This is a genomic window from Emticicia aquatica (assembly GCF_923079645.1).
Classification (GTDB): Bacteria; Bacteroidota; Bacteroidia; order Cytophagales; family Spirosomataceae; genus Emticicia; species Emticicia aquatica.
In genome coordinates, this window is record NZ_CAKLPY010000002.1 from 508,823 (window position 1) to 528,821 (window position 19,999).

Genomic DNA, 19,999 nt, shown 5'->3' on the forward strand with positions numbered 1-19,999 from the left:
GTTTTACATTTATTCGTACTATTATATACGAAAATATGGGCATTTAAGTTTAGTAAAACAAAAAGAGAAAAACATTTTATAAGTTAACGTGCATCGTAACCTATATGTTTTTCTCTTTTTTTATTAAAATACGCTTATTTACTATATTTGGCTATATGTTCTTTTATTTTAGCAATTCGATTTTGTGGACTTGGGTGAGTACTCATAAATTCATCTTGTTGCTGCCCTCCGCTTGCTTGTTCCAAAATTTGCATTACTTCAATCATTGCATTAGGGTCATAACCTGCTTGAATCATATATTTTACTCCAAACTCATCGGATTGTAATTCATCAAGGCGGCCAAATTTCATTTCTTGAATTTGAGCCACATATTGAGCAATTTGTCCACCACCCATATTTGTTCCGTCGGAAGTAGCAGTTGCTACCGCACCAACCAATCCTTGATAAAAGTCGGATTTTGCCATTTGTTGAGCCGAATGGCGATGGATTACATGTCCTACTTCATGCCCAAGAACGCCAGCCAATTGGTCTTCTGATTTTAATCTTTTCAAAAGTCCAACTGTAATAAAAATTTGTCCACCAGGAAGAGCAAATGCATTTACAGTTTGGTCATCTGCCAAAACATGGAAATCAAATTGATAAGGAATCGACACACCTTTGGCTTTAGCCTCATCATCTACTTGTTTGACAAGTTTATAACCAACAGCCTTTGCTTGCTGTTGTACTTCATTATCGTTATAAACTCCGCCATATTCTTGTGCCATTTGAGGAGCACTTTGCAAACCCATGGTAACTTCTTGCTGTGGCGTAAGGTCGATGTGTTGTTTTTCGCCCGTAATTGGGTTTACCTGATTTTTACTATAATAACTAATAAGAGCCACTATACCCATTACAAGCCCAATGAGTATTCTAAATTTAAAGCCAGATGATTGCATAAATATAAAGTTAAATCGGTTATTTCAAGATTGACATGGCAGCATCAATATATGTAAAGTTTTCGGGTTGATAATGGTGAACATATTTCACAACTTTAGTTTCTCCCAAACGCACAATTATAGCATTTTTTTCTCGAATAGCATATACGTACTGTCCAAAAAGACCATTCATTGACGGAACAGCCATGCCTCTGTGATTAACTAACCAAAATTGATAACCATAAAAATCTACCGATTTCCCCCCTTCGGTTGGGTCTTTTAGGTAACTAGCTGGCGATGTTGCCGCTTTCATGTAATCTTCTGGAACAAGTTGTTTGCCTTTCCATTTGCCATTACTGAGCATTAATTCACCAAAACGGGCATAATCACGGGCAACGCCATTGAAGCAACAAAATGCTTTCTCGTGTTTTTTATCTCCATCAAGTAACCATTTTGCATCATTTTCGGCACCCATTGGTTGCATAAAATAAGTAGAAGTCAATGCTGAAATACTCTTTCCGAAAGCTTTTTCTACTACTAAACCTAATACTTGCGTATCTCCGCTTCGATATTCCCAATTTACGCCCGCTGGCTCTTTGGCTTCCATTAAGTTTACTACATATTCTTCATCATCAGCATAATAAAGCTTGGCGGCGAGTCCTGTATAACTTTTGTCACCTTCCAAATAATTTGTTCCCGAACTCATTGTGAGTAAATCTTTAATTCGTATTTTGGCTAAATTTCCTTCTTTAAAATGTGCTACATAATTGCCAACTGGCTCATCCAACGACTTTATTTTTCCTTCGCCCAAGCCAATACCCACAAGCATTGAAATAATACTTTTTGCAGCAGAAAATGACCCACTAATACTGTCTTTTGTATAACCATCGTAATATTTTTCATAGAGTAATTTACCATTCTGAATCACTAAAAAAGCATGCGTATTATTGGAATCAATTTGTGCCAAAAGCGAATCTGGAATAGCTATTTTGTTGTAAAGCGAATCTTGTGGCCACATTTGTGGGGCATTACCATTCTCAATCAAACGAGTTGGATGCGTTCTAAAATCAAAAATGGAGTGTTTCCCCCATGCAATAAAATTACGAATATGGTCGAATGGCGGTATGAATAAAATGCCGACAAATGCAACCAAAACTACTGAAGTTCCGATAACTGATTTTTTAAACATAATAGCTTTTTTTAGGGTTAAAATAGTGGGTGTTTTTTAGTATAAAAACTTGATAAAGTTACTATAAATTATAGGTATTTTGACAAAATATTTCTTCTAAATTATAAAAAAAACATTTACTTGATTATCAACCTTTTAAGATTTATTTACTTAATTTTTAAAACCAATCATTGTTAATTTTTGTTTAATTTTATATATTTGATTTACGATTTTGAACTCCAATAAGTACCATAGAATTTATTAAAAGACGGATTTACTAATCCCCAAACAAAAACTCCAATGACCGACGCTGACCTATTACAAGTTGAGCCGCTTCTTATTGAAGACAAAACTCGCTTTGTACTTTTTCCCATTAAACATGATGACATTTGGGAATTTTATAAAAAACATGAAGCATCCTTTTGGACTGCTGAAGAAATCGACCTCTCGCCTGATTTGCAAGATTGGAAAAATTTGAATGATGGTGAACGTCATTTCATTTCGCACGTATTGGCTTTCTTTGCAGCTTCTGACGGTATTGTTAATGAAAACTTAGCAGTAAATTTCATTTCTCGCATTCAATTTGCTGAAGCAAAATGTTTCTACGGTTTCCAGATTATGATGGAAAATATTCATTCAGAAACCTATTCATTGCTGATTGATACTTATATAAAAGACCCAGTTGAGCGTGATAGAATGCTAAATGCCATCGACCACATTCCGTGTGTAAAGAAAAAAGCCGATTGGGCATTAAAATGGATTGATAACGGAAATTTTATCGACCGTTTGTTAGCTTTTGCCGTTGTAGAAGGCATCTTCTTTTCGGGTTCTTTTTGTTCAATTTTTTGGATGAAAAAACGTGGTTTAATGCCAGGTTTAACATTTTCAAATGAGCTTATTTCTCGTGATGAAGGTTTACACCGAGATTTTGCCTGTTTACTTTATACACAATATATCCAAAATAAATATCCTGCTGAAAAGGTCTATAATTTAGTTCGTGATGCTGTTGAGATCGAAAAAGAGTTCGTAACTGACGCTTTGCCAGTTTCATTGATTGGTATGAACGCCGAACTAATGTGTCAATACATTGAATTTGTAGCTGACCACTTATTAGAGTCACTTGGTTTGGACAAAACGTATAATGCTACCAATCCATTCGATTTCATGGATATGATTTCGCTGCAAGGCAAAACTAATTTCTTTGAAAAAAGAGTTGGAGAATACCAAAAATCAGGTGTTATGTCACAAAAAAGCGATATGGCATTCTCTTTGGATGAAGAGTTTTAATTTATTTGGTTACAAAAACGGCTAGTAAATCAGTGATTTGCTAGCCGTTTTTGTTAATTCAAATCTCTATCTATCTTCCTCATATTTCCACTACAAATTGTTTTTCATTTTGCGGTGAAATAAAAGTCTCAATTCCTGTTTTTATTTCTTGGGCAAGGACTTCGAGCAGTTTAGTTTTTACGAAATGGCGGTAGGTAACCAAACTTATTTCACGTACAGGTACGGGAGCTTTAAACTCTCGTATCTGTTTTTTTTGTTTTGCGTCGAAATTAATCACCGCCAACTCAGGTATAACCGTTATTCCTTCATTCATTTCTACAATTTTGAGCAAAGATTCTATGCTTCCAGCTTCATATTCTAAATTGCCAAAATCAGTATTTTTCTTGCGTAACTCGCATAAATTCACCATTTGAGAACGCAAACAATGTCCTTCTTCCAGCAACCAAAGTCGGTTAACATCAATATCTTCTGGCAAAATAAACTTTTTCTTCAGTGTCGTTTCTTTATCAGAAACAAAAACAACCAATTTTTCATAAAACAACGGATATTCTTTGATACCATCTACATTGATTGGCGTTGCCAATATCCCAACATCCAATAAATCTTTTGCTAGTTGCTCAGTAATTTGATTCGTGTTCAACTCGCTAATTCTTACTTTTAGTTGCGGATTATTTTTCAGTAAATTGTACAAAAATAAAGGCAATAAATATGGAGCAAGCGTCGGAATTATACCAATTCTGATTTGACCTTTTACTTCCAATTTAGTATCGTTGGCTAGTTGCCTCAAATACGACGTTTCTCTCAAAATAACTTGAGCTTGTGCAATAATTTCCTTTCCTGTTTCAGTTGGAATAACAGGTTGTTTACTTCGGTCGAAAATAACGATACCTAACTCTTCTTCGAGTTTTTTTATCATCATGCTCAACGTTGCTTGCGTTACGCAACAATTATTGGCAGCTTTCAGAAAATGTCGGTATTTATCAACCGCCACGATATATTCTAATTGTTGAAGGTTCATTTAATTAATTAACTTTAATCTGTAACAATATAGAAATTATCTATGTAAACTCAATCAATATCACTTTAATTTAACTAATAATATTTAGTTTGGGCTGGCCAAATAAAAATCTTCAATATTTCTGTAACCTTTCTATTTTTGTTAAGTTTTCACTTTCAAATAACCAAAAACACTTAATTTTTAGTTTGGAAGCACTCACCGACAATACCTTGATGCTCGGCGTAAAAGCGGGACAATTAGACAAAATGGGCTTACTCTTTGAGCGTTACCATCGGGTTTTGTTTGCATTTCTTTACCATTCGACGGGGCAAGCAGCTCAAAGTGAAGATTTGGTTCAAACCGTTTTTTATAGAATGCTCAAATATCGGCATACGTTTTTAGGCAATGGTGAGTTCAGAACTTGGATGTATCATTTGGCTCGCAATGTTCTGAATGATTCAATCAGGAAAAATCATCGAATGGTATATCAAGCAGATGTAACTTTGATGAGCGAAAAAACAGTTTCGACGCCTGCAGCAGATATTCAGCTCGAAAAAAGCCAAGCAATTGAAATGCTTCATACAGCTTTAGCAAAGTTAAGTTCCGACCACCGAGAAGTATTAGTTTTGAGTCGTTTTCAAGAATTATCGTACCAAGAAATTGCCGAAATTTTACAAACCTCAGAAGGAAATATCAAAGTGAAAGTGCATAGAGCAATGAAAGAATTAAAACATATTTATTTGAAACTCGAAGATGGAACAAGACAATAAAGATAACATCAATGCTCATTTTGATGATGACGAAAAACAACTTTGGGAAGCACTTGGTAAAATTGTAACACCGCCTCCGAGTACTGAAGTAAAAACCCGTTTTTATGCTATGCTCGACACCTATATCAATGAGGTTGAATCTCAAAAAACAACGGTATTTGAACAAAGCTTGCATTATTTGAAAAGCATTTTCACTTATAAACCTGCCTATAATTGGGCTTATGCGATGGTTTTAATAAGTATTGGTAGTTTAATTGGCTATTTTTCGGGAAATATGATTGGCAAATTTTCTAACAACCAAGCCATTAATAGTCAAGCAGATGTCAAGAAATTAGCCTCAGAAGTACAGGAAATGAAGCAAATTATGATGCTTTCTATGCTCGAAAATCCGATGGCAACTGAACGTCTAAAAGCGGTTAGTTATACACAAGAATTGAACAACGTTGACGACCAAGTTATTGATGCCTTACTTACTACTTTAAACTTTGACCAAAACGAAAATGTCAGGCTCGTTACACTTGAAGCACTCATTCAGTTAGCCAATAATCCGAAAGTAAGAGAAGGTCTGGTTCAGTCACTTTTAAAGCAAGAATCGCCTTTGATGCAAGTAGCTTTAGCTGATGCGATGGTAAAGTTACAAGAAAAACGCTCAGTGAAACAATTTAAGAAATTGCTCCAAAAAGAGAATCTCAACGAGGCTGTCAAGGGAAAAATCGAAAAAACGATTAAGGTACTTTCGTAGTCAAAAATCAAAATTTTAAACAAAAACAACACAAAATTATGAAAAAGCTAATGATTCCGATTTTATCGGGAATGGTATTGTCATGCACAAAAGTTGCTGCTCAAGAACCCATTTTTATCGAAAAAGTACAAAAAGAATTTATAGTTTCACCCAAAAGCGTTTTGGCCGTTTATAATATTGATGGCTTTATAAAAGTCGAAGGTTATGATGGAAATAAGGTTTTGATTGAAGTGGTTAAAACAATTTCGGGAAAAACAAATGAGATTGTAGAAGAAGGGAAAAAAGAATTTAAACTCGTTTTTGAGCAAAAACCCGATAGTTTGATTGCTTACATCGCAGAGCCGTTAGATTCTCGCCCAAATAGAAATCGTGGCAAATGGAATAATGACCATCGAAAGATTCAATACAATTATACCCTTAATTATACCATAAAAGTCCCTAAATCTATGAATTTGGAAGTTTCAACCATCAATGATGGAGATATTGAAGTGTCTGATGTAAGTGGCTTAATGAAAGTGGATAACATCAATGGGAAAATTACGGTAAAAAATGCTCAAAATGCCAATGAAATTCATACAATTAATGGCGATGTAACAATAAATTATACGACTTTACCACCTAATAATGCAAAATATTATACATTAAATGGTGATTTGAAAATTTCATATCCAGCTAATTTTTCGGCAGATTGTGAATTTGAAAGTTTTCAAGGAGATTTTTTTACTGATTTTGAAAATGTAGAAAAATTACCAGCAAAAGTTTTTAAAACAACGAAAGAAGATAGTAAAGGTACCACATACAAACTCAGCAAAGGAAGTACCATTCGGATTGGAAATGGAGGAAAAAACCTAAAATTTGAAACCTTTAACGGCAATATTTATATCAAAAAACAATCATAATCGTTGATTTTACTATTAAAAATAAAGAGAATATATTAAATACAAATTGCTAAAACGGCAATATAAACAACTAATAAAATGAAATCAAATCAAGCAATTTTCGCGGCCTTTATGCTCCTGTTGATAATACCTTTCCATGCAAAATGTCAAGAAAGAGAGCAGTTAACGGTTCCATTAACCGACCCAAGCAAAGAAGGGAAATTAAATGTGAGTATCATCACAGGTTCAATAAAAGTTATAGGTTATGATGGTAAAGATATGATAATTGATGCCATTTCTGATGAAAGAAATGACAAAAAAAATAGTAAAGACCGTGCTGATGGCATGAAAAAAATCTCGACAAACGATGGTTATGAAATCATTGCACGAGAAAAAAACAATACCATCAATGTAAGTACGGATAAAGTAAACATGAAAATCAATCTGACAATAAAAGTTCCTCGTAAAACGTCAATAAAACTCAGTACTATCAATGATGGTGATATTTGGGTAGAAAACGTGAGTGGAAATCTTGAAGTATCAAACATTAATGGAGATATTCGGATGAAAAATGTTGCGGGATCGGTAGTTGCAAATACAATTAATGAGTCAATCATTGTCAATTTTACAGAAGTTACTCCTAATACGCCAATGGCTTTTACAACCCTCAACGGCAATGTTGATATTACATTTCCTGCAACAATTAAATCGAATATAAAACTAAAGTCGGACATGGGCGAAGTTTACAGCGATTTTGACATTGAGATTGATAAAACTCCTATAAAAGTTAATCATTCGATCGATAAGGAAAAGGGCCTTTATAAAATCAAGAAAGACGAATGGACGAATGGTAAAATCAATGGCGGTGGTGCCGAAATAATGATGAAAACCATGCAAGGCGATATTTTTATTCGTAAAAACAAATAATTAATTGTTCAAACAAAAAACACCCAGTCATTCGACTGGGTGTATAGGGTTGTAGTTTAGGGTAGGTGCAAAAATTATTCTTTGGGTTGCGTTCCAGCATAAACTAACGCACCTCCTGCAATTGCAAGGTCTTTTAATAATCCCATCATTGACATTTGAGCACCATCACCACCAGCCATCACTCCTGGTAAATGAACTGTTAGTACAAACACCAATAATAAAATAGCTAATAAAGCGGCAGCTAAACGGGCCTTTTTTTGTACGATAATTGCACCAGCAGCAGCCAAAAGTGCAATTCCAGTAACATATACCCAAATAACACCACCAGGAACTGGCACCATAGCTGCCATTCCGTCTGCATTCATAAAATGAAAAATTCCAAAAATGGCTACCGGCACAGCCAAAAGAAAACGACCGATTTTAGTAAGCGGAGTGATTACTGCTTCCATGAGTTTGATTAGGTTTTAGGTTTAGGGTTTAATAATTTCATTGTAATATTAAATTTAATATTGGATAAATGCAAGTTTAAGTGTGAAAATATTTTATGTAGATACATACATTCGTAAAAAAAGAAGCCCAAATATCCTCCTAAACGATTAGAAAGCAACATTTGGACTTCTTTTGAAAATTTATTCTTTTGGTTGGGTATTGGCATAAACCCAACAACCGCCTGCCATAACAAGGTCTTTTAAGACTTGAAACATGGCCATTTGGTCGCCTTCGGTTACTTTGGGTAAATAAACAGTCAATGCAAAAATAATGAGCATTAAGCCTAATAAGGTAGCTGCTAAGCGTGTGTATTTACCAATAATAATGGCCACTGCAGCCGAAAGGTGAGCAATTCCAGTAAAATATACCCAAAAAACACCTCCAGGCAACCAACTTGGAACCATCCCAACCATATTTTTAGCAATCAAAAAATGAAACATACCGAAAACCGCAATCGGTATGGCAATTAAAAAATGTCCATATTTTACGATAGTATTCATATTATTAAAATGTTTAGGTTAAAAAAGGTATCAATTTCTTTGAAAAGTTAATTTTTATATTGGATAAATACAAATAAAATGCAACTTATTTTTCAATAAATAATTGGTTGATTAAACAAATAGATAGAATGGATGTTTGGTTAGAAAAAGAAAGAAGAAAATATGCCGAAGTCAGTATTAAAATATAAAAATTACGACGTTCATTCTATTACAACTATTTATGGCGAAAACATGAATGCAAACATTGCAACATGGGTTATGCAAATAGCTATGGGCGGTAAAATGCTTTGCGTAGCACTTTATAAAGTTGATTACACGATTGAACTCATAAAAAAATCAATGATATTGAATGTGAATTTATTAGCTCAAGACCAAACAAGCCTAATCAATAAATTAGGTAGAAAAAGTGGCAAAGAAACCAATAAATTTAAAAATTTGAAATATGAATTAGACGAAAGGAATTGCCCATTTTTGACTGAGTCGATTGGATACATTCAATGTAAAGTTTTGCACGCTACAGATGGAGGCGACCACGAGGTTTTTGTTTGTGAAGTATTAAAACAAGTAGTTTTAAACCCAAATAAAGAGGTAATGACAAATCATTTTTTGCGTGAAAAGGGATTGGTAAGAGGATAAAAAAAGACATTCAAATAAACTTGAAGGTCTTTTTTTAAAACTAACTCAGCAAGAGTTTAAAATCATTTACAATCATAAGTGAAAGTACTACTTCCTTCATACTTATCAGTTCTTTCGGTTCTTATAAAACTCATTTTTGAAGGTAAACCATCTTTTGAATACTCATATTTATAAGTTCTAGAAGTAGGGTCTTCACTAAAAAATGAAATGCCAGTATCAGTTAATATATTATTTGTATTCAAGAAATACGAAAGGTTTTCGCCAAAAAAAGCTCCAACTAATACAAAAGGAAGGTGAATCTTGCCTAAACCAGCGTTTGCAAATGCATTGGTTTTATCGTCAAATGTACGGTTTTCTATCAATGTCAAATTTTGCCCGTCTGCACTGGCAATCAATTTTTTCAGGTTACTTTTTGAGTCATATTCCAAAAGAAAATCTATGTTCATATCTTCTGTAATGGCCTTAACTTGTGTAATTTGTCCGCTCGAATTGGTTGAAATCTTATATTCATCAATAAACATGGTTAATGGCGTGTTTTTAGACGAATACTTGATATTGGCTAAATATCCTTTTGAATCGTAGTCATAAATCAAAGTCTCTATTCCTTCACCATCAACAACTGTAAGCTTAGTTACGCGATTATTTCCATCATAATCATACGTCGAAATAGCCCCGTCATTATTAATATTTATTAATTGATTTTTAGTGTTATAGCTATATTTACTACTATAATTTTCGCCATCTTCAGTTAACGCCTGTTCTTTTAAGTAACATTTAGTAGTAACGGCTGGTATTATTGGGGTAGTCGTATTGGTATTTCCAGTTGCTCCATTAATGAGATTATCCTCTTCACAAGACCAAAGCGTGATTAGAGAAAAAGTTATAATTGTCAGCAGCAGTGTTTTTTTCATTTGTAAATGAGTTTTAGGATTAGTTATGTGCAGCAAAATTACATAAAAAACATTGATTTTGTAAATTTCTAGATTTTTGTAACTAAATCGCCATTTTTTAGTCGTTAAATGCCTTTAAATGCAGGTTTACGTTTTTGTAAAAAAGACATCACGCCTTCTGCAAAATCATGCGTTTTTCCGAGTAAATCTTGGTGTTGAGCTTCTTGTTCCAAAATATCTTCAATAGAACTATTAAAAGATTGATTTAAAACCTTTTTCATCATTCCGATTGCCTTAGTTGGAGCTGTTTTGTAATAATTCACTAATTCACCAACGGCATCATCCAAGGTTTCATAAGCAACGGTTTTATTCACCAAGCCTAAAGCCAATGCTTCCTCCATGAATATTTTTCGTCCTGTACTACAAAGTTCAAATGCCTTTTGCATACCTACAATTCTTGGCAAAAAAAACATAGACCCAGCATCGGGCATTAAACCAATACCTACGAAAAGTTCGCTCATATAAGCATCTTTGTTTGCAATAATTAAATCACAAGCCAAAGCGAGTGACATTCCAGCTCCAGCAGCAACACCATTCATTCTGCAGATAACAGGTTTTTCTGCATTTCTGATTGCGGCTATCATTGGGTTATAATTTTTTCTTAATGAATCGCCCAATGACGTCATATCTCCATTCATACCAGATTTCAAATCCGCCCCCGAACAAAATGCTTTATCGCCTACACCAGTCAGTATAATTACTCGTACTGAGCTATCAATTGAGGCAGCCTCAACTGCTGATGTAATTTCATTAATTAATGCAGTACTCAAAGCATTATAAACCTGTGGGCGATTAAGCGTAATAGTTGCTGTGCCTTCGGAGATATTTAAGATAATATTTTCGTACATAATTGATTATCAATATTTTATGATTATTTAAAATTGCATTTTTCAAAGTATTTATAAAAAAATATTTAGAAAACTCCCACAAAGTTGAGAAGGAAAATGAGTTAATAAAACATTTTTACACAAAATATATTTGAATTGATTCTGAAAACCTATATTTGCAAACTTTTTTTAAAATATAGATGTAAATGGAAGAGAATCAAACAGTAAATGAGAGCGGCAGTAGCCATCATCACCACAACATTGATAAAATTTCTGCTGCTGGATTATTAATTGCAATGGGGATTATATATGGTGACATTGGAACATCGCCACTCTATGTTTTGAAAGCTATTGCAGGCTCTGAACCAATCAATGAAGAGATTATCTTGGGAGCGTTATCATGTGTTTTTTGGACGCTCACCATGCAAACAACCATCAAGTATGTCATTCTGACGCTTCGAGCTGATAACCGAGGCGAGGGTGGTATTTTAGCACTTTTTGCTCTTGTACGCCGTCATGCCAAATGGCTCACAATCCCCGCCATTATTGGTGCAAGTGCCTTGCTTGCTGACGGAATTATAACCCCTCCTATTTCTGTTGCCTCTGCCATTGAAGGACTAAGAATTAAATTCCCTGATATTGAGCAAACCACTATTGTTAAAATCGTCATTTTAATTATTTCGCTTTTATTTATTGTACAAATATTCGGAACTAAAAAAGTTGGCTACTTATTTGGGCCATTTATGCTCGCATGGTTCTCAATGCTAGCTATTTTAGGTGTTGTTTGGATAGCCAAAGATTTAACAGTTTTAAAAGCATTAAATCCTTATTATGCATACGAATTATTGGTGCATCATCCTGGCGGGTTCTGGATTTTGGGTTCAGTATTTTTATGTACTACAGGGGCAGAAGCTTTGTATTCAGACTTGGGGCATTGCGGCAGAGGAAATATCCGAATTAGCTGGATTTTTGTAAAAATCTGTTTATTGCTAAATTATTTCGGGCAAGGTGTTTATGTAATGGGGCTTAACGGTCAAATGCTTGGTGACAGAAATCCATTTTATAATTTAATGCCTGAATGGTTTCTTCCGTTTGGTATTTTCATTGCAACTTCGGCAGCAATTATTGCCAGCCAAGCCTTGATAAGCGGGTCTTTCACTTTGATTTCTGAAGCGATTCGCCTTAACTTTTGGCCTAAAATAAAAGTTAATTATCCATCAGACCAAAAAGGGCAAATTTATGTGCCAAGTATCAATATTTTACTTTGGATTGGTTGTGTGAGTGTCGTACTTTATTTTAGTAAAATTGCGGGAGAAATGACCGAAAAAAATATTGCTGATGCTCTCGCTTTGAATAAAAATCTAGATTTAGCTGTTTTAACAAAATCATCCGAAGTTTTACTTTCATCAGCCATGGAAGCAGCTTATGGCTTGGCAATAACGATGACCATGATTATGACTACCACGCTCATGGCTTATTATCTTTATGCTAAGAAATTTAACCTGTGGGGAATAATCTTATTCATAACTATTTATTTTGGTATCGAAGGTGCTTTCTTGATTGCAAATCTTCAAAAATTCCCGCATGGTGGTTATGTTTCATTGATAATAGCGGGTATCATTGCTTTAGTAATGTATATCTGGATTCGTGCATTCAAAATTAAAACACGAATGACCGAGTATGAAAAATTAGATAAATACACCGAATCTCTGAAAGAACTAAGTGCCGATATTACTGTTCCGAAATATGCTACTCACTTGGTATTTTTGAGCAATGCGGGTCGTGCTTCTGAAATTGAAAACAAGATTATTTATTCAATTTTTCAAAAACGCCCTAAACGTGCCGATGTTTATTGGTTTGTTCACGTTGATACCGTTGACGACCCATATACAATGGAATATAAAGTAATGACAGTTGCTGATGATGATGTTTACAAAGTAAACTTCCGATTGGGTTTCCGTGTTCCAAACAAAATAAATCTTTATTTTAGAAGGGTTTTAGAAGACATGGTAAAATGCGGCGAAGTTGATATTCGTAGCCGTTATGAGTCTTTAAATAAACATAATGTTATTGGTGATTTCCGTTTTGTTGTTCTCGAAAGATTCTTATCTTATGAGAACGAACTTCCATTCTGGGAAGGTTTAGTAATGAGAGCTTATTTCTTTATCAAACAATACACCCCATCGGAAGATAAGTGGTTTGGCCTTGATAGCAGTGCAGTTAAGGTTGAAAAAGTACCTTTTGTCATCAAAGCCATCGAAAATATTAATCTCAAACGCATTCCATGGACAGCAAATGGCAGTTCAAATGGCGGTCATTAATCAAAAGAAAATCTAATCAGCACACAGGTGGTTCGTTTGCCATTTGTGTGCTATTTTTTAAATAATCATTCATGAAAAAAATATTAATTACAGGAGGAGCAGGATTTGTTGGCTCAGCACTTGCTATTTCTCTAAAAACGAATTATCCGTCTTACGAAATTTATTGCCTTGATAACTTACGCCGAAAAGGTTCTGAACTAAATGTTGCTCGTTTGGGCAAAGCAGGCATAAATTTCATTCATGGAGATATTCGTAGTAAAGAAGATTTTGATGCACTACCAATAGTTGACACCGTCATTGAAGCATCAGCCGAACCATCGGTTTTGGCAGGTATTAATGGCGGAACACCCGATTATCTTATCAATACTAATTTATTCGGAACTGTCAACTGTCTCAACTATGCAGTAAAATGCAACGCTCAGTTTATTTTTCTTTCAACTAGCCGTGTCTATCCAATCAAAACAATCGAAACACTAGATTTTGAGGAACAAGATACTCGGTTTGTTTTGACAGACAACCAAAAAACAAGAGGTGTTTCTTCAAAGGGTATTGCGGAAGATTTTCCTTTGGATGGTGTTCGTTCGCTTTATGGAACAACCAAATTGGCTTCTGAATTAATCATTCAAGAATACAATGAGTTCTATAAATTAAAGACTGTTATCAATCGTTGTGGTGTATTGACAGGCCCTTGGCAAATGGGCAAAGTTGACCAAGGTGTAATGGTTCTTTGGATTGCAAAACACTTTTTTGAGCAAAAATTGGCCTACATTGGTTACGGTGGTGAAGGCAAACAGACGCGTGATATTTTGCATATCAATGACCTTTATCGTTTGATTGATTGGCAATTACACAATTTTGATAAAGTAAATGGTGAAATATTGAATGCTGGCGGAGGTGTAGATGTAAGCGTTTCATTGCAAGAATTAACTGATATTTGCCAAAAAGTGACAGGAAAAACAATACCAATTAATAAAGTCAAAGAAAATCGCCCTGCTGATATTCGTTTGTATATCACAGATAATTCAAAAGTAACAGCTCTAACGGGCTGGAAACCAGAAATTGGTGTTGAACAAATCGTGAAAGACATTACAGATTGGATTACTGAAAACCGAGCTGATTTAGAACCGATTTTGAAATAAAATAACTTCGGCGTTTCTGCTTGATTTATTTAAAAAGTGCCACGTTTCACTAACTAACATAGTATAACGTGGCACTTTTTTATTTCTAATATTTTAGAAATAACGACTAGAAAACTGCTTAAATCGTATAATTTTTTACTGCCTCAATGAAACATTTCACTTTCTCAGGGTCAGTATCTGGATATACACCATGACCAAGATTTGCGATATATTTTTGTCCGCCAAAATTCTTAATCATTTTTTTAGTTTGTTTTTCTATCTCTTTGAAAGAACCATACAATACACAAGGGTCGAGATTTCCTTGTAATGTTTTGTGCGGAATCATTCGGCGAGACTCGCTAATATCCATATTCCAATCCAAGCCAATCACTTCACATTTCAGGTTTGACATTTCTTTACGAGCAAAAAATGCACCTTTCGCAAAAATTGTTACGGGAACTTCGTTTATCGCATCACAGATTTGAGCAATATAAGGCAACGAAAATTTACGATATTGGTCTGGAGAAAGAATTCCAGCCCAAGAATCAAAAATTTGAACTAAATCAGCTCCGTGTTTAACTTGAGCTTTAAGGTAAGCAATCGTTGTATCGGTAATTTTTTGAAGCAACAAATGAGCTAATTCAGGGTCTGAATAGAGCATTTTTTTTGCAACAGAAAAGGTTTTCGAGCCTTTTCCCTCAACCATATAACAAAAAATTGTAAACGGAGCTCCTGCAAAACCAATCAATGGTACTTTTCCGTCTAATTCTTTCTTTACAATATCAATGGCTTTCAAAACATACGATAATTCTTTTTCAGGATTCGCTATTCTCAAAACATCAATATCTTTTTTGGTTTGAATAACTTTCGGGAAAATCGGTCCTTTTGCCTCTAACATTTCATAAGGCAAACCCATTGCTTCTGGAACTACCAAAATATCAGAGAAAATAATTGCTGCATCAGTTCCTAAAATATCAACAGGTTGAATTGTTACCTCAGCTGCCAATTCGGGCGTTGTGGCTAATTTTATAAAACTTCCAGCTTTTTCTCTTACAGCCCTGTATTCTGGTAAAATACGCCCTGCCTGACGCATCATCCAAACGGGAACTCTCTCAACACGCTCGCCCTTGGCGGCACGTATTATCAAATCATTTTTCAATTTCATGTTACAAAGATATAGCTCAACGTATTCCATTACTAAATTTAGTTACGGAATTTTATTAAAAATGGTTTTAAAAATACGCTTTTGTTAAAGCATTTACCACAAAAAAGTCACCTAGTAAATAATAGGTGACTTTTAATATCGAGAATTAACTCAAAAACCTTTTGCGGATAATATTAAAGCATTGCGGTTGTACTTTTGGGAGTAACAAAACGTTTTCCTTTCTGATTTTGATTTCTCTCTAACTCATTCTTTAAATAATCTGCTGGAAAAAAACCTTTATATCGGTTCACAAATTTATTTTTAGAATCCAGTAAAACTAATGTTGGATAAGCATCAACCGCAAAACGGTCAGCAATTGCCATTCCATCAAATGTATCAATATCAACTTTATATACCATAAAGTTTGAATTCAAATATGTTGCTAAATTAGGATTTGTAAAGGTTTCACTCTCCAATTTTTTACAAGGGCCACACCAACTTGCCCAAAAATCGAGCATAATTGGTTTTTTTAATTTTTTGGCTTCCCTTAAAAAATCATCATAACTACCCTTATAAAATTTCACTTGGTTTTGGGAAGATTCATTTACACTCGTATATGATGCAAATGCTAAAAATGTAATTCCCAATAATAACATTATTTTAATTTTCATGGCTTTATATTTTAAAGTTATTGAATAGTATAGAGCCATGATACTAAAATGTAGTAAAAGGCAACAACCACTGTATAAACAAATATTAAGCCATTTTTTTTGTTTTATTTTACCTGCTGAAAAAAATGCAAAAAGAGGCAGATTATCTTTCGATAACTGCCTCTTTTTTAGAAAACAATTTTGATTAATACTCTACATTTAGGGCTTTCAAAGTCTCAAGATTCAAATTCCCCTGTGGCAAATTACTGTCTTTTTGGAATTTAATAATTGCGGCATTCGTACGTGGGCCTAAAACATTATCGTCAGGGCCTGGGTCATATCCTTTCGCTCTTAACGCTTTTTGAATGGCACGAACAGTGGCTGATGTGATTTTATTTCCACAAAGAATTTCAACCCAGTCAGCATAAGTTCCACTACTTGACATTGAAGTTGTAGTATATGTAGCAAATTCTGCTGGAATTTCTTTCTCAGTAACTGTCGCTGGAGTTTTCACGACGGTTTTAGTAATGGTACGATATTCTGCTGGAATTTCTTTCTCGGTAGTTCCTGCCGCTGAAGCAACAATTTGTTTTGAAACAGTTTTGAATTCACCTGGAATAACAACTTCACGCGTTTGTGGCTGACCATCAACCAAATGTTTTGTAATAGTACGGTATTCTGCTGGTACGTCTATTTCTCTTACTTGTGGGCCGCAGCCACCATTTCCTGCAACAATACCATTGCCAGTTGTAGAGTTTGAGCCATCAGCACAAGCATATTTTGTACGATTAGCAAACACAGCTGGAACTACGATTTCACGAGTTGTAGCAGGTGCAACTAAAACTTGTTTTGAGCGAGTAGCAAATACTGCTGGAACTTCAAACTCTTTGACCTGAGCCGCTTGGGCTACAATCTGTTTTGAAATTGTTTCAAATTGAGCTGGTACAGGTACTTCTTTGGTTTGTGGACCACGAGCTACAACTTGCTTGGTGATTGTTTCAAATTGAGCTGGTACTTCAATTTCTTTGTACTGAGCAGGAGCAGCAATTACTGTTTTGGTAACTGTAGCATATTGAGCAGTAGCCGAACCTCCTTTAAATGCCTGTGCAGCTGTTAGGCTTGCTCCTGCAGGCTCATAACCATCTAGTACTTGTTTGGTGATTGTTGTATATTGAGCCGATACCTGTGTTTCTCTAACAGTAGCTGGTTGAGCAACAATTTGTTTGGTAATCACTGCTGTTTGAGCAGGAGTAATTGTTTCTTTAACAGTTGCTGGTGTTTTTAAAATTTGTTTCGATACTAATTTATATTCGGCTGGAATTTCAACCAAGCATAATTGCAAACAATCATCTGGATTCGCACTCAAACATGAAGGGTCTAGTTTGCGTTTTTCATATTTGGTATAAGATTCACGAATCTTAACTTTCTCCGTAACAGTTTCATAAATTGCTGGTGTTACGAGTAATGTTTTTACTGGCTCTTTTATAATGACAGTTTCGGTTACGGTTTTATAGGTTGCTGGTACAATCTCAAATTGTTTTCCACCTTCTTTTGTCAAGAATTGTTCTGTAACTGTTTTATATTTTGGGCGTTGTCCTGCTACAACTGCTGGAGCGGCTTCACGAATCAACACTTGCTCGGATACTGTTTTGAACTGAGCTGGTACTATTTCGTAACGTTTATATGCAGGACGAACTTCTACTTTTTCTTGAACAGTCTTAAATTCTACGTTATTATCAACCACCAAATTATTGTATGCTGGTTTCACGATAAATTGCTCCGTAATAGTTTTATAAACCGCAGGAATAACTTCATAACGTTTTGAGGCTTCTTTAATCATTACTTGCTCAGTTTCGGTTTTGAATTGAGCAGGAATAACTTCTAGTTTTTTGTAGCCTTCTCGAACCAAAACCTTTTCGATAGAAGCTTTAAAACAAGGGTCATTTAAGTCAATTTTAGCACCTTTTGCTCCATTTGTAGCAGTTTGATTACAACCAACAACCTCGTAGCGTTTGTAAGCTGGACGGGTTTCAACTTGCTCACTAACAGTCTTGTATGAACCCGAACCTGCAATTATTTCAGTCCTTTTAGCTGGTTCTTTTATCAATACTTGTTCTGTTACAGTCTTATATGCAGAAGCCGACGATTGTACAACTTTACTGCCTTCTTTTACTAAAACTTGCTCAGTTGTAGTACCCAATTGAGGAGTAGAAACGGTCAAAATCTTACCACCTTCTTTAGAAACATACTGCTCGGTTCGGGTTGTGAACTGGGCGGGTTTTAAGCATTTTGCGTAGCACTTACCAGGTACTGCATTAGGTGGCAAATCGCTCTGAGCTATTGATAACCCATACGAAAACACCACTGCCGACAGCGTCAAAAAGGAGTTCTTTACCATTTGTTTTTGAGGTTTAAATAAATTCACTCTTATATAAAATTCTTTTTTTACATACTTCAAGGAGATTTTACAACTCTCCTGCACCACAGTTGCTGCTAATACCTAATATTTACTCACAACAAAGCCATCATCTATGATTCAGACGCTATTCAATATTACAAGTAACACTACAAGATGAGGGTTCTATAAGGTTTTCAACAAATCATACAAACACTAAAATAATTCAAAATACTTTTGTGAAAAATTTAATGCAAAACAAGTCCCTAATGAAAGGTAGCTTTTCATGGACTTTTTATAATTAAAAGAAAGACGTTTTTTTCCTGATTAAGCGGCAATAATAAAGATAATATTCTAAAAATTAAAGGAAAATTAGCACTATTTTTTATAAACCTTAAAATATTAATATAAAATACTTATACTTGACAAACTATTTTTTTCAATGAAGGTTTCAATTATAGGTTCGGGAAATGTTGGCTGGCATTTGGGTATTGCTTTTGAAAATCATCATCATCCCATTTGTGAGGTTTTTAGCAGACAATCAGCGAAAGCAACAAAACTAAGCTCGATGCTCTATCAAGCAGAAGTTAAAACTGACCTTGACTTTTCGGAAAGTGAAGCTGATTTATTCATTTTATCGGTTGCAGATGATGCGATGGAAGATGTTTGCTCAAAAATTATTCTTCCAGAAAATGCTATTTTAGCTCATACTTCGGGCAGTAAATCATTAGAAGATTTACAAAAATTGATGCTTATTCACCACGACTTGCCTGTAAAGTGTGGTGTTTTTTATCCATTAATGACATTTTCGGCAGGTAAAAAACTTGACCTCAAAACTGTTCCTTTTTGTATTGAAGCAAGTGATGAAGAAACAGAGCAAAAACTCGTTGAAATTGCCCAAGAATTAAGTAACATAGTTTACCTCATTAGTTCAGAAGAGCGAAAAGTACTACATGTTGCGGCAGTTTTTGCTTGTAATTTCACAAATCATTTGCTGGCTTTAGCAAAAGGAATTACTGATAGCGAAGAGTTAGAATTTGACTTATTAAAACCTATTATTTCAGAAACTTTCAAAAAGGCCTTAGCTGCCGAAGACCCAGCCGATGTACAAACTGGGCCTGCCATCAGAAAAGATAAGTCAATCATTAATCGGCATTTGGATTATTTGAAAACTGATGAAAACTTAGTAGAAATTTATGAAGTTTTAACAGAAAGTATTCAGCATTTTTAAATAAAAAAATCCTGCAAGAATATCAATCTTACAGGATTTTCTCAAAAAATATGAT

General features: G+C 34.7%; 19 protein-coding genes. 9 read left to right on the plus strand and 10 right to left on the minus strand.

Features of this window, described 5'->3' with window-relative positions:
• Positions 1 to 134 precede the first annotated feature (134 nt).
• Both MJQ71_RS11835 and MJQ71_RS11840 read right to left on the minus strand, forming a co-directional pair.
• Positions 135 to 935: a M48 family metalloprotease gene (locus MJQ71_RS11835; RefSeq protein ID WP_238806830.1), complete on the minus strand. Its 801-nt coding sequence runs from the start codon at positions 933 to 935 to the stop codon at positions 135 to 137.
• A gap of 19 nt (positions 936 to 954) precedes the next feature.
• A complete protein-coding gene (locus MJQ71_RS11840; protein ID WP_238806831.1) occupies positions 955 to 2,103 on the minus strand; it encodes a serine hydrolase domain-containing protein in 1,149 nt (382 codons plus the stop codon).
• Between the two features lie 279 nt (positions 2,104 to 2,382).
• On the opposite strand from MJQ71_RS11840, the gene MJQ71_RS11845 reads away from it, so the two are divergent.
• Positions 2,383 to 3,369 carry a ribonucleotide-diphosphate reductase subunit beta gene (locus MJQ71_RS11845; protein WP_238806832.1) on the plus strand — a complete coding sequence of 329 codons (987 nt, stop codon included), beginning with the start codon at positions 2,383 to 2,385 and terminating at the stop codon, positions 3,367 to 3,369.
• Between the two features lie 79 nt (positions 3,370 to 3,448).
• Here the strand turns inward: MJQ71_RS11845 and MJQ71_RS11850 are convergent, their stop codons facing one another.
• The gene (locus tag MJQ71_RS11850; protein ID WP_238806833.1) at positions 3,449 to 4,387 is read right to left on the minus strand and encodes a hydrogen peroxide-inducible genes activator; all 939 of its coding nucleotides are present in this window, start codon (positions 4,385 to 4,387) and stop codon (positions 3,449 to 3,451) included.
• A gap of 212 nt (positions 4,388 to 4,599) precedes the next feature.
• Between MJQ71_RS11850 and MJQ71_RS11855 the strand changes: the two genes are divergently transcribed.
• The 4 genes from MJQ71_RS11855 (at position 4,600) to MJQ71_RS11870 (ending at position 7,683) form a co-directional block, all read left to right on the plus strand.
• A complete protein-coding gene (locus MJQ71_RS11855) occupies positions 4,600 to 5,136 on the plus strand; it encodes an RNA polymerase sigma factor (protein WP_238807844.1) in 537 nt (178 codons plus the stop codon).
• Complete coding sequence (locus MJQ71_RS11860) at positions 5,120 to 5,878, plus strand: HEAT repeat domain-containing protein (RefSeq protein ID WP_238806834.1); 759 nt, start codon at positions 5,120 to 5,122, stop codon at positions 5,876 to 5,878. The genes MJQ71_RS11855 and MJQ71_RS11860 overlap by 17 nt, the downstream gene beginning before the upstream one ends.
• 38 nt (positions 5,879 to 5,916) lie before the next feature.
• On the plus strand, positions 5,917 to 6,777 hold the full coding sequence (locus MJQ71_RS11865) for a DUF4097 family beta strand repeat-containing protein (protein ID WP_238806835.1): 861 nt from the start codon (positions 5,917 to 5,919) through the stop codon (positions 6,775 to 6,777).
• 78 nt (positions 6,778 to 6,855) lie between these two features.
• Positions 6,856 to 7,683: a DUF4097 family beta strand repeat-containing protein gene (locus MJQ71_RS11870; protein ID WP_238806836.1), complete on the plus strand. Its 828-nt coding sequence runs from the start codon at positions 6,856 to 6,858 to the stop codon at positions 7,681 to 7,683.
• A gap of 74 nt (positions 7,684 to 7,757) precedes the next feature.
• Here MJQ71_RS11870 and MJQ71_RS11875 read toward each other — a convergent pair whose 3' ends face one another.
• Complete coding sequence (locus MJQ71_RS11875; protein WP_238806837.1) at positions 7,758 to 8,132, minus strand: DoxX-related protein; 375 nt, start codon at positions 8,130 to 8,132, stop codon at positions 7,758 to 7,760.
• A 180-nt stretch (positions 8,133 to 8,312) separates the two neighbouring features.
• Positions 8,313 to 8,672: a DoxX-related protein gene (locus MJQ71_RS11880; protein WP_238806838.1), complete on the minus strand. Its 360-nt coding sequence runs from the start codon at positions 8,670 to 8,672 to the stop codon at positions 8,313 to 8,315.
• Positions 8,673 to 8,834: 162 nt separating this feature from the next.
• Between MJQ71_RS11880 and MJQ71_RS11885 the strand changes: the two genes are divergently transcribed.
• Positions 8,835 to 9,308 carry a flavin reductase family protein gene (locus MJQ71_RS11885; RefSeq protein WP_238806839.1) on the plus strand — a complete coding sequence of 158 codons (474 nt, stop codon included), beginning with the start codon at positions 8,835 to 8,837 and terminating at the stop codon, positions 9,306 to 9,308.
• 62 nt (positions 9,309 to 9,370) lie between these two features.
• Here the strand turns inward: MJQ71_RS11885 and MJQ71_RS11890 are convergent, their stop codons facing one another.
• Together MJQ71_RS11890 and MJQ71_RS11895 are read right to left on the minus strand one after the other, a co-directional pair.
• A complete protein-coding gene (locus tag MJQ71_RS11890; RefSeq protein ID WP_238806840.1) occupies positions 9,371 to 10,219 on the minus strand; it encodes an RHS repeat domain-containing protein in 849 nt (282 codons plus the stop codon).
• Between the two features lie 104 nt (positions 10,220 to 10,323).
• Entirely contained in the window at positions 10,324 to 11,106 is a 783-nt protein-coding gene (locus MJQ71_RS11895) for an enoyl-CoA hydratase/isomerase family protein (protein ID WP_238806841.1), read from the minus strand.
• Between the two features lie 185 nt (positions 11,107 to 11,291).
• On the opposite strand from MJQ71_RS11895, the gene MJQ71_RS11900 reads away from it, so the two are divergent.
• A complete protein-coding gene (locus MJQ71_RS11900; protein WP_238806842.1) occupies positions 11,292 to 13,406 on the plus strand; it encodes a KUP/HAK/KT family potassium transporter in 2,115 nt (704 codons plus the stop codon).
• A 71-nt stretch (positions 13,407 to 13,477) separates the two neighbouring features.
• Complete coding sequence (locus MJQ71_RS11905) at positions 13,478 to 14,545, plus strand: NAD-dependent epimerase/dehydratase family protein (RefSeq protein ID WP_238806843.1); 1,068 nt, start codon at positions 13,478 to 13,480, stop codon at positions 14,543 to 14,545.
• 118 nt (positions 14,546 to 14,663) lie between these two features.
• Here the strand turns inward: MJQ71_RS11905 and hemE are convergent, their stop codons facing one another.
• The 3 genes from hemE to MJQ71_RS11920 all read right to left on the minus strand — a co-directional run bounded on the left by hemE (position 14,664) and on the right by MJQ71_RS11920 (position 18,716).
• The gene (gene hemE, locus MJQ71_RS11910; protein WP_238806844.1) at positions 14,664 to 15,689 is read right to left on the minus strand and encodes a uroporphyrinogen decarboxylase; all 1,026 of its coding nucleotides are present in this window, start codon (positions 15,687 to 15,689) and stop codon (positions 14,664 to 14,666) included.
• A gap of 173 nt (positions 15,690 to 15,862) precedes the next feature.
• On the minus strand, positions 15,863 to 16,339 hold the full coding sequence (locus MJQ71_RS11915; protein WP_238806845.1) for a thioredoxin family protein: 477 nt from the start codon (positions 16,337 to 16,339) through the stop codon (positions 15,863 to 15,865).
• 184 nt (positions 16,340 to 16,523) lie between these two features.
• Entirely contained in the window at positions 16,524 to 18,716 is a 2,193-nt protein-coding gene (locus MJQ71_RS11920) for a peptidoglycan-binding domain-containing protein (protein WP_238806846.1), read from the minus strand.
• 439 nt (positions 18,717 to 19,155) lie between these two features.
• Between MJQ71_RS11920 and MJQ71_RS11925 the strand changes: the two genes are divergently transcribed.
• On the plus strand, positions 19,156 to 19,944 hold the full coding sequence (locus tag MJQ71_RS11925) for a Rossmann-like and DUF2520 domain-containing protein (protein WP_238806847.1): 789 nt from the start codon (positions 19,156 to 19,158) through the stop codon (positions 19,942 to 19,944).
• Positions 19,945 to 19,999: the final 55 nt, after the last annotated feature.

Coding starts and splice junctions, on each gene's coding strand:
- MJQ71_RS11865 (WP_238806835.1), top strand. CDS start 5,917: ATGAAAAAGCTAATGATTCCGATTTTATCGGGAATGGTATTGTCATGC.
- MJQ71_RS11850 (WP_238806833.1), bottom strand. CDS start 4,387: ATGAACCTTCAACAATTAGAATATATCGTGGCGGTTGATAAATACCGA.
- MJQ71_RS11920 (WP_238806846.1), bottom strand. CDS start 18,716: ATGGTAAAGAACTCCTTTTTGACGCTGTCGGCAGTGGTGTTTTCGTAT.
- MJQ71_RS11875 (WP_238806837.1), bottom strand. CDS start 8,132: ATGGAAGCAGTAATCACTCCGCTTACTAAAATCGGTCGTTTTCTTTTG.
- MJQ71_RS11845 (WP_238806832.1), top strand. CDS start 2,383: ATGACCGACGCTGACCTATTACAAGTTGAGCCGCTTCTTATTGAAGAC.
- MJQ71_RS11900 (WP_238806842.1), top strand. CDS start 11,292: ATGGAAGAGAATCAAACAGTAAATGAGAGCGGCAGTAGCCATCATCAC.
- MJQ71_RS11890 (WP_238806840.1), bottom strand. CDS start 10,219: ATGAAAAAAACACTGCTGCTGACAATTATAACTTTTTCTCTAATCACG.
- MJQ71_RS11895 (WP_238806841.1), bottom strand. CDS start 11,106: ATGTACGAAAATATTATCTTAAATATCTCCGAAGGCACAGCAACTATT.
- hemE (WP_238806844.1), bottom strand. CDS start 15,689: ATGAAATTGAAAAATGATTTGATAATACGTGCCGCCAAGGGCGAGCGT.
- MJQ71_RS11860 (WP_238806834.1), top strand. CDS start 5,120: ATGGAACAAGACAATAAAGATAACATCAATGCTCATTTTGATGATGAC.
- MJQ71_RS11840 (WP_238806831.1), bottom strand. CDS start 2,103: ATGTTTAAAAAATCAGTTATCGGAACTTCAGTAGTTTTGGTTGCATTT.
- MJQ71_RS11885 (WP_238806839.1), top strand. CDS start 8,835: ATGCCGAAGTCAGTATTAAAATATAAAAATTACGACGTTCATTCTATT.
- MJQ71_RS11835 (WP_238806830.1), bottom strand. CDS start 935: ATGCAATCATCTGGCTTTAAATTTAGAATACTCATTGGGCTTGTAATG.
- MJQ71_RS11905 (WP_238806843.1), top strand. CDS start 13,478: ATGAAAAAAATATTAATTACAGGAGGAGCAGGATTTGTTGGCTCAGCA.
- MJQ71_RS11880 (WP_238806838.1), bottom strand. CDS start 8,672: ATGAATACTATCGTAAAATATGGACATTTTTTAATTGCCATACCGATT.
- MJQ71_RS11915 (WP_238806845.1), bottom strand. CDS start 16,339: ATGAAAATTAAAATAATGTTATTATTGGGAATTACATTTTTAGCATTT.
- MJQ71_RS11925 (WP_238806847.1), top strand. CDS start 19,156: ATGAAGGTTTCAATTATAGGTTCGGGAAATGTTGGCTGGCATTTGGGT.
- MJQ71_RS11855 (WP_238807844.1), top strand. CDS start 4,600: ATGCTCGGCGTAAAAGCGGGACAATTAGACAAAATGGGCTTACTCTTT.
- MJQ71_RS11870 (WP_238806836.1), top strand. CDS start 6,856: ATGAAATCAAATCAAGCAATTTTCGCGGCCTTTATGCTCCTGTTGATA.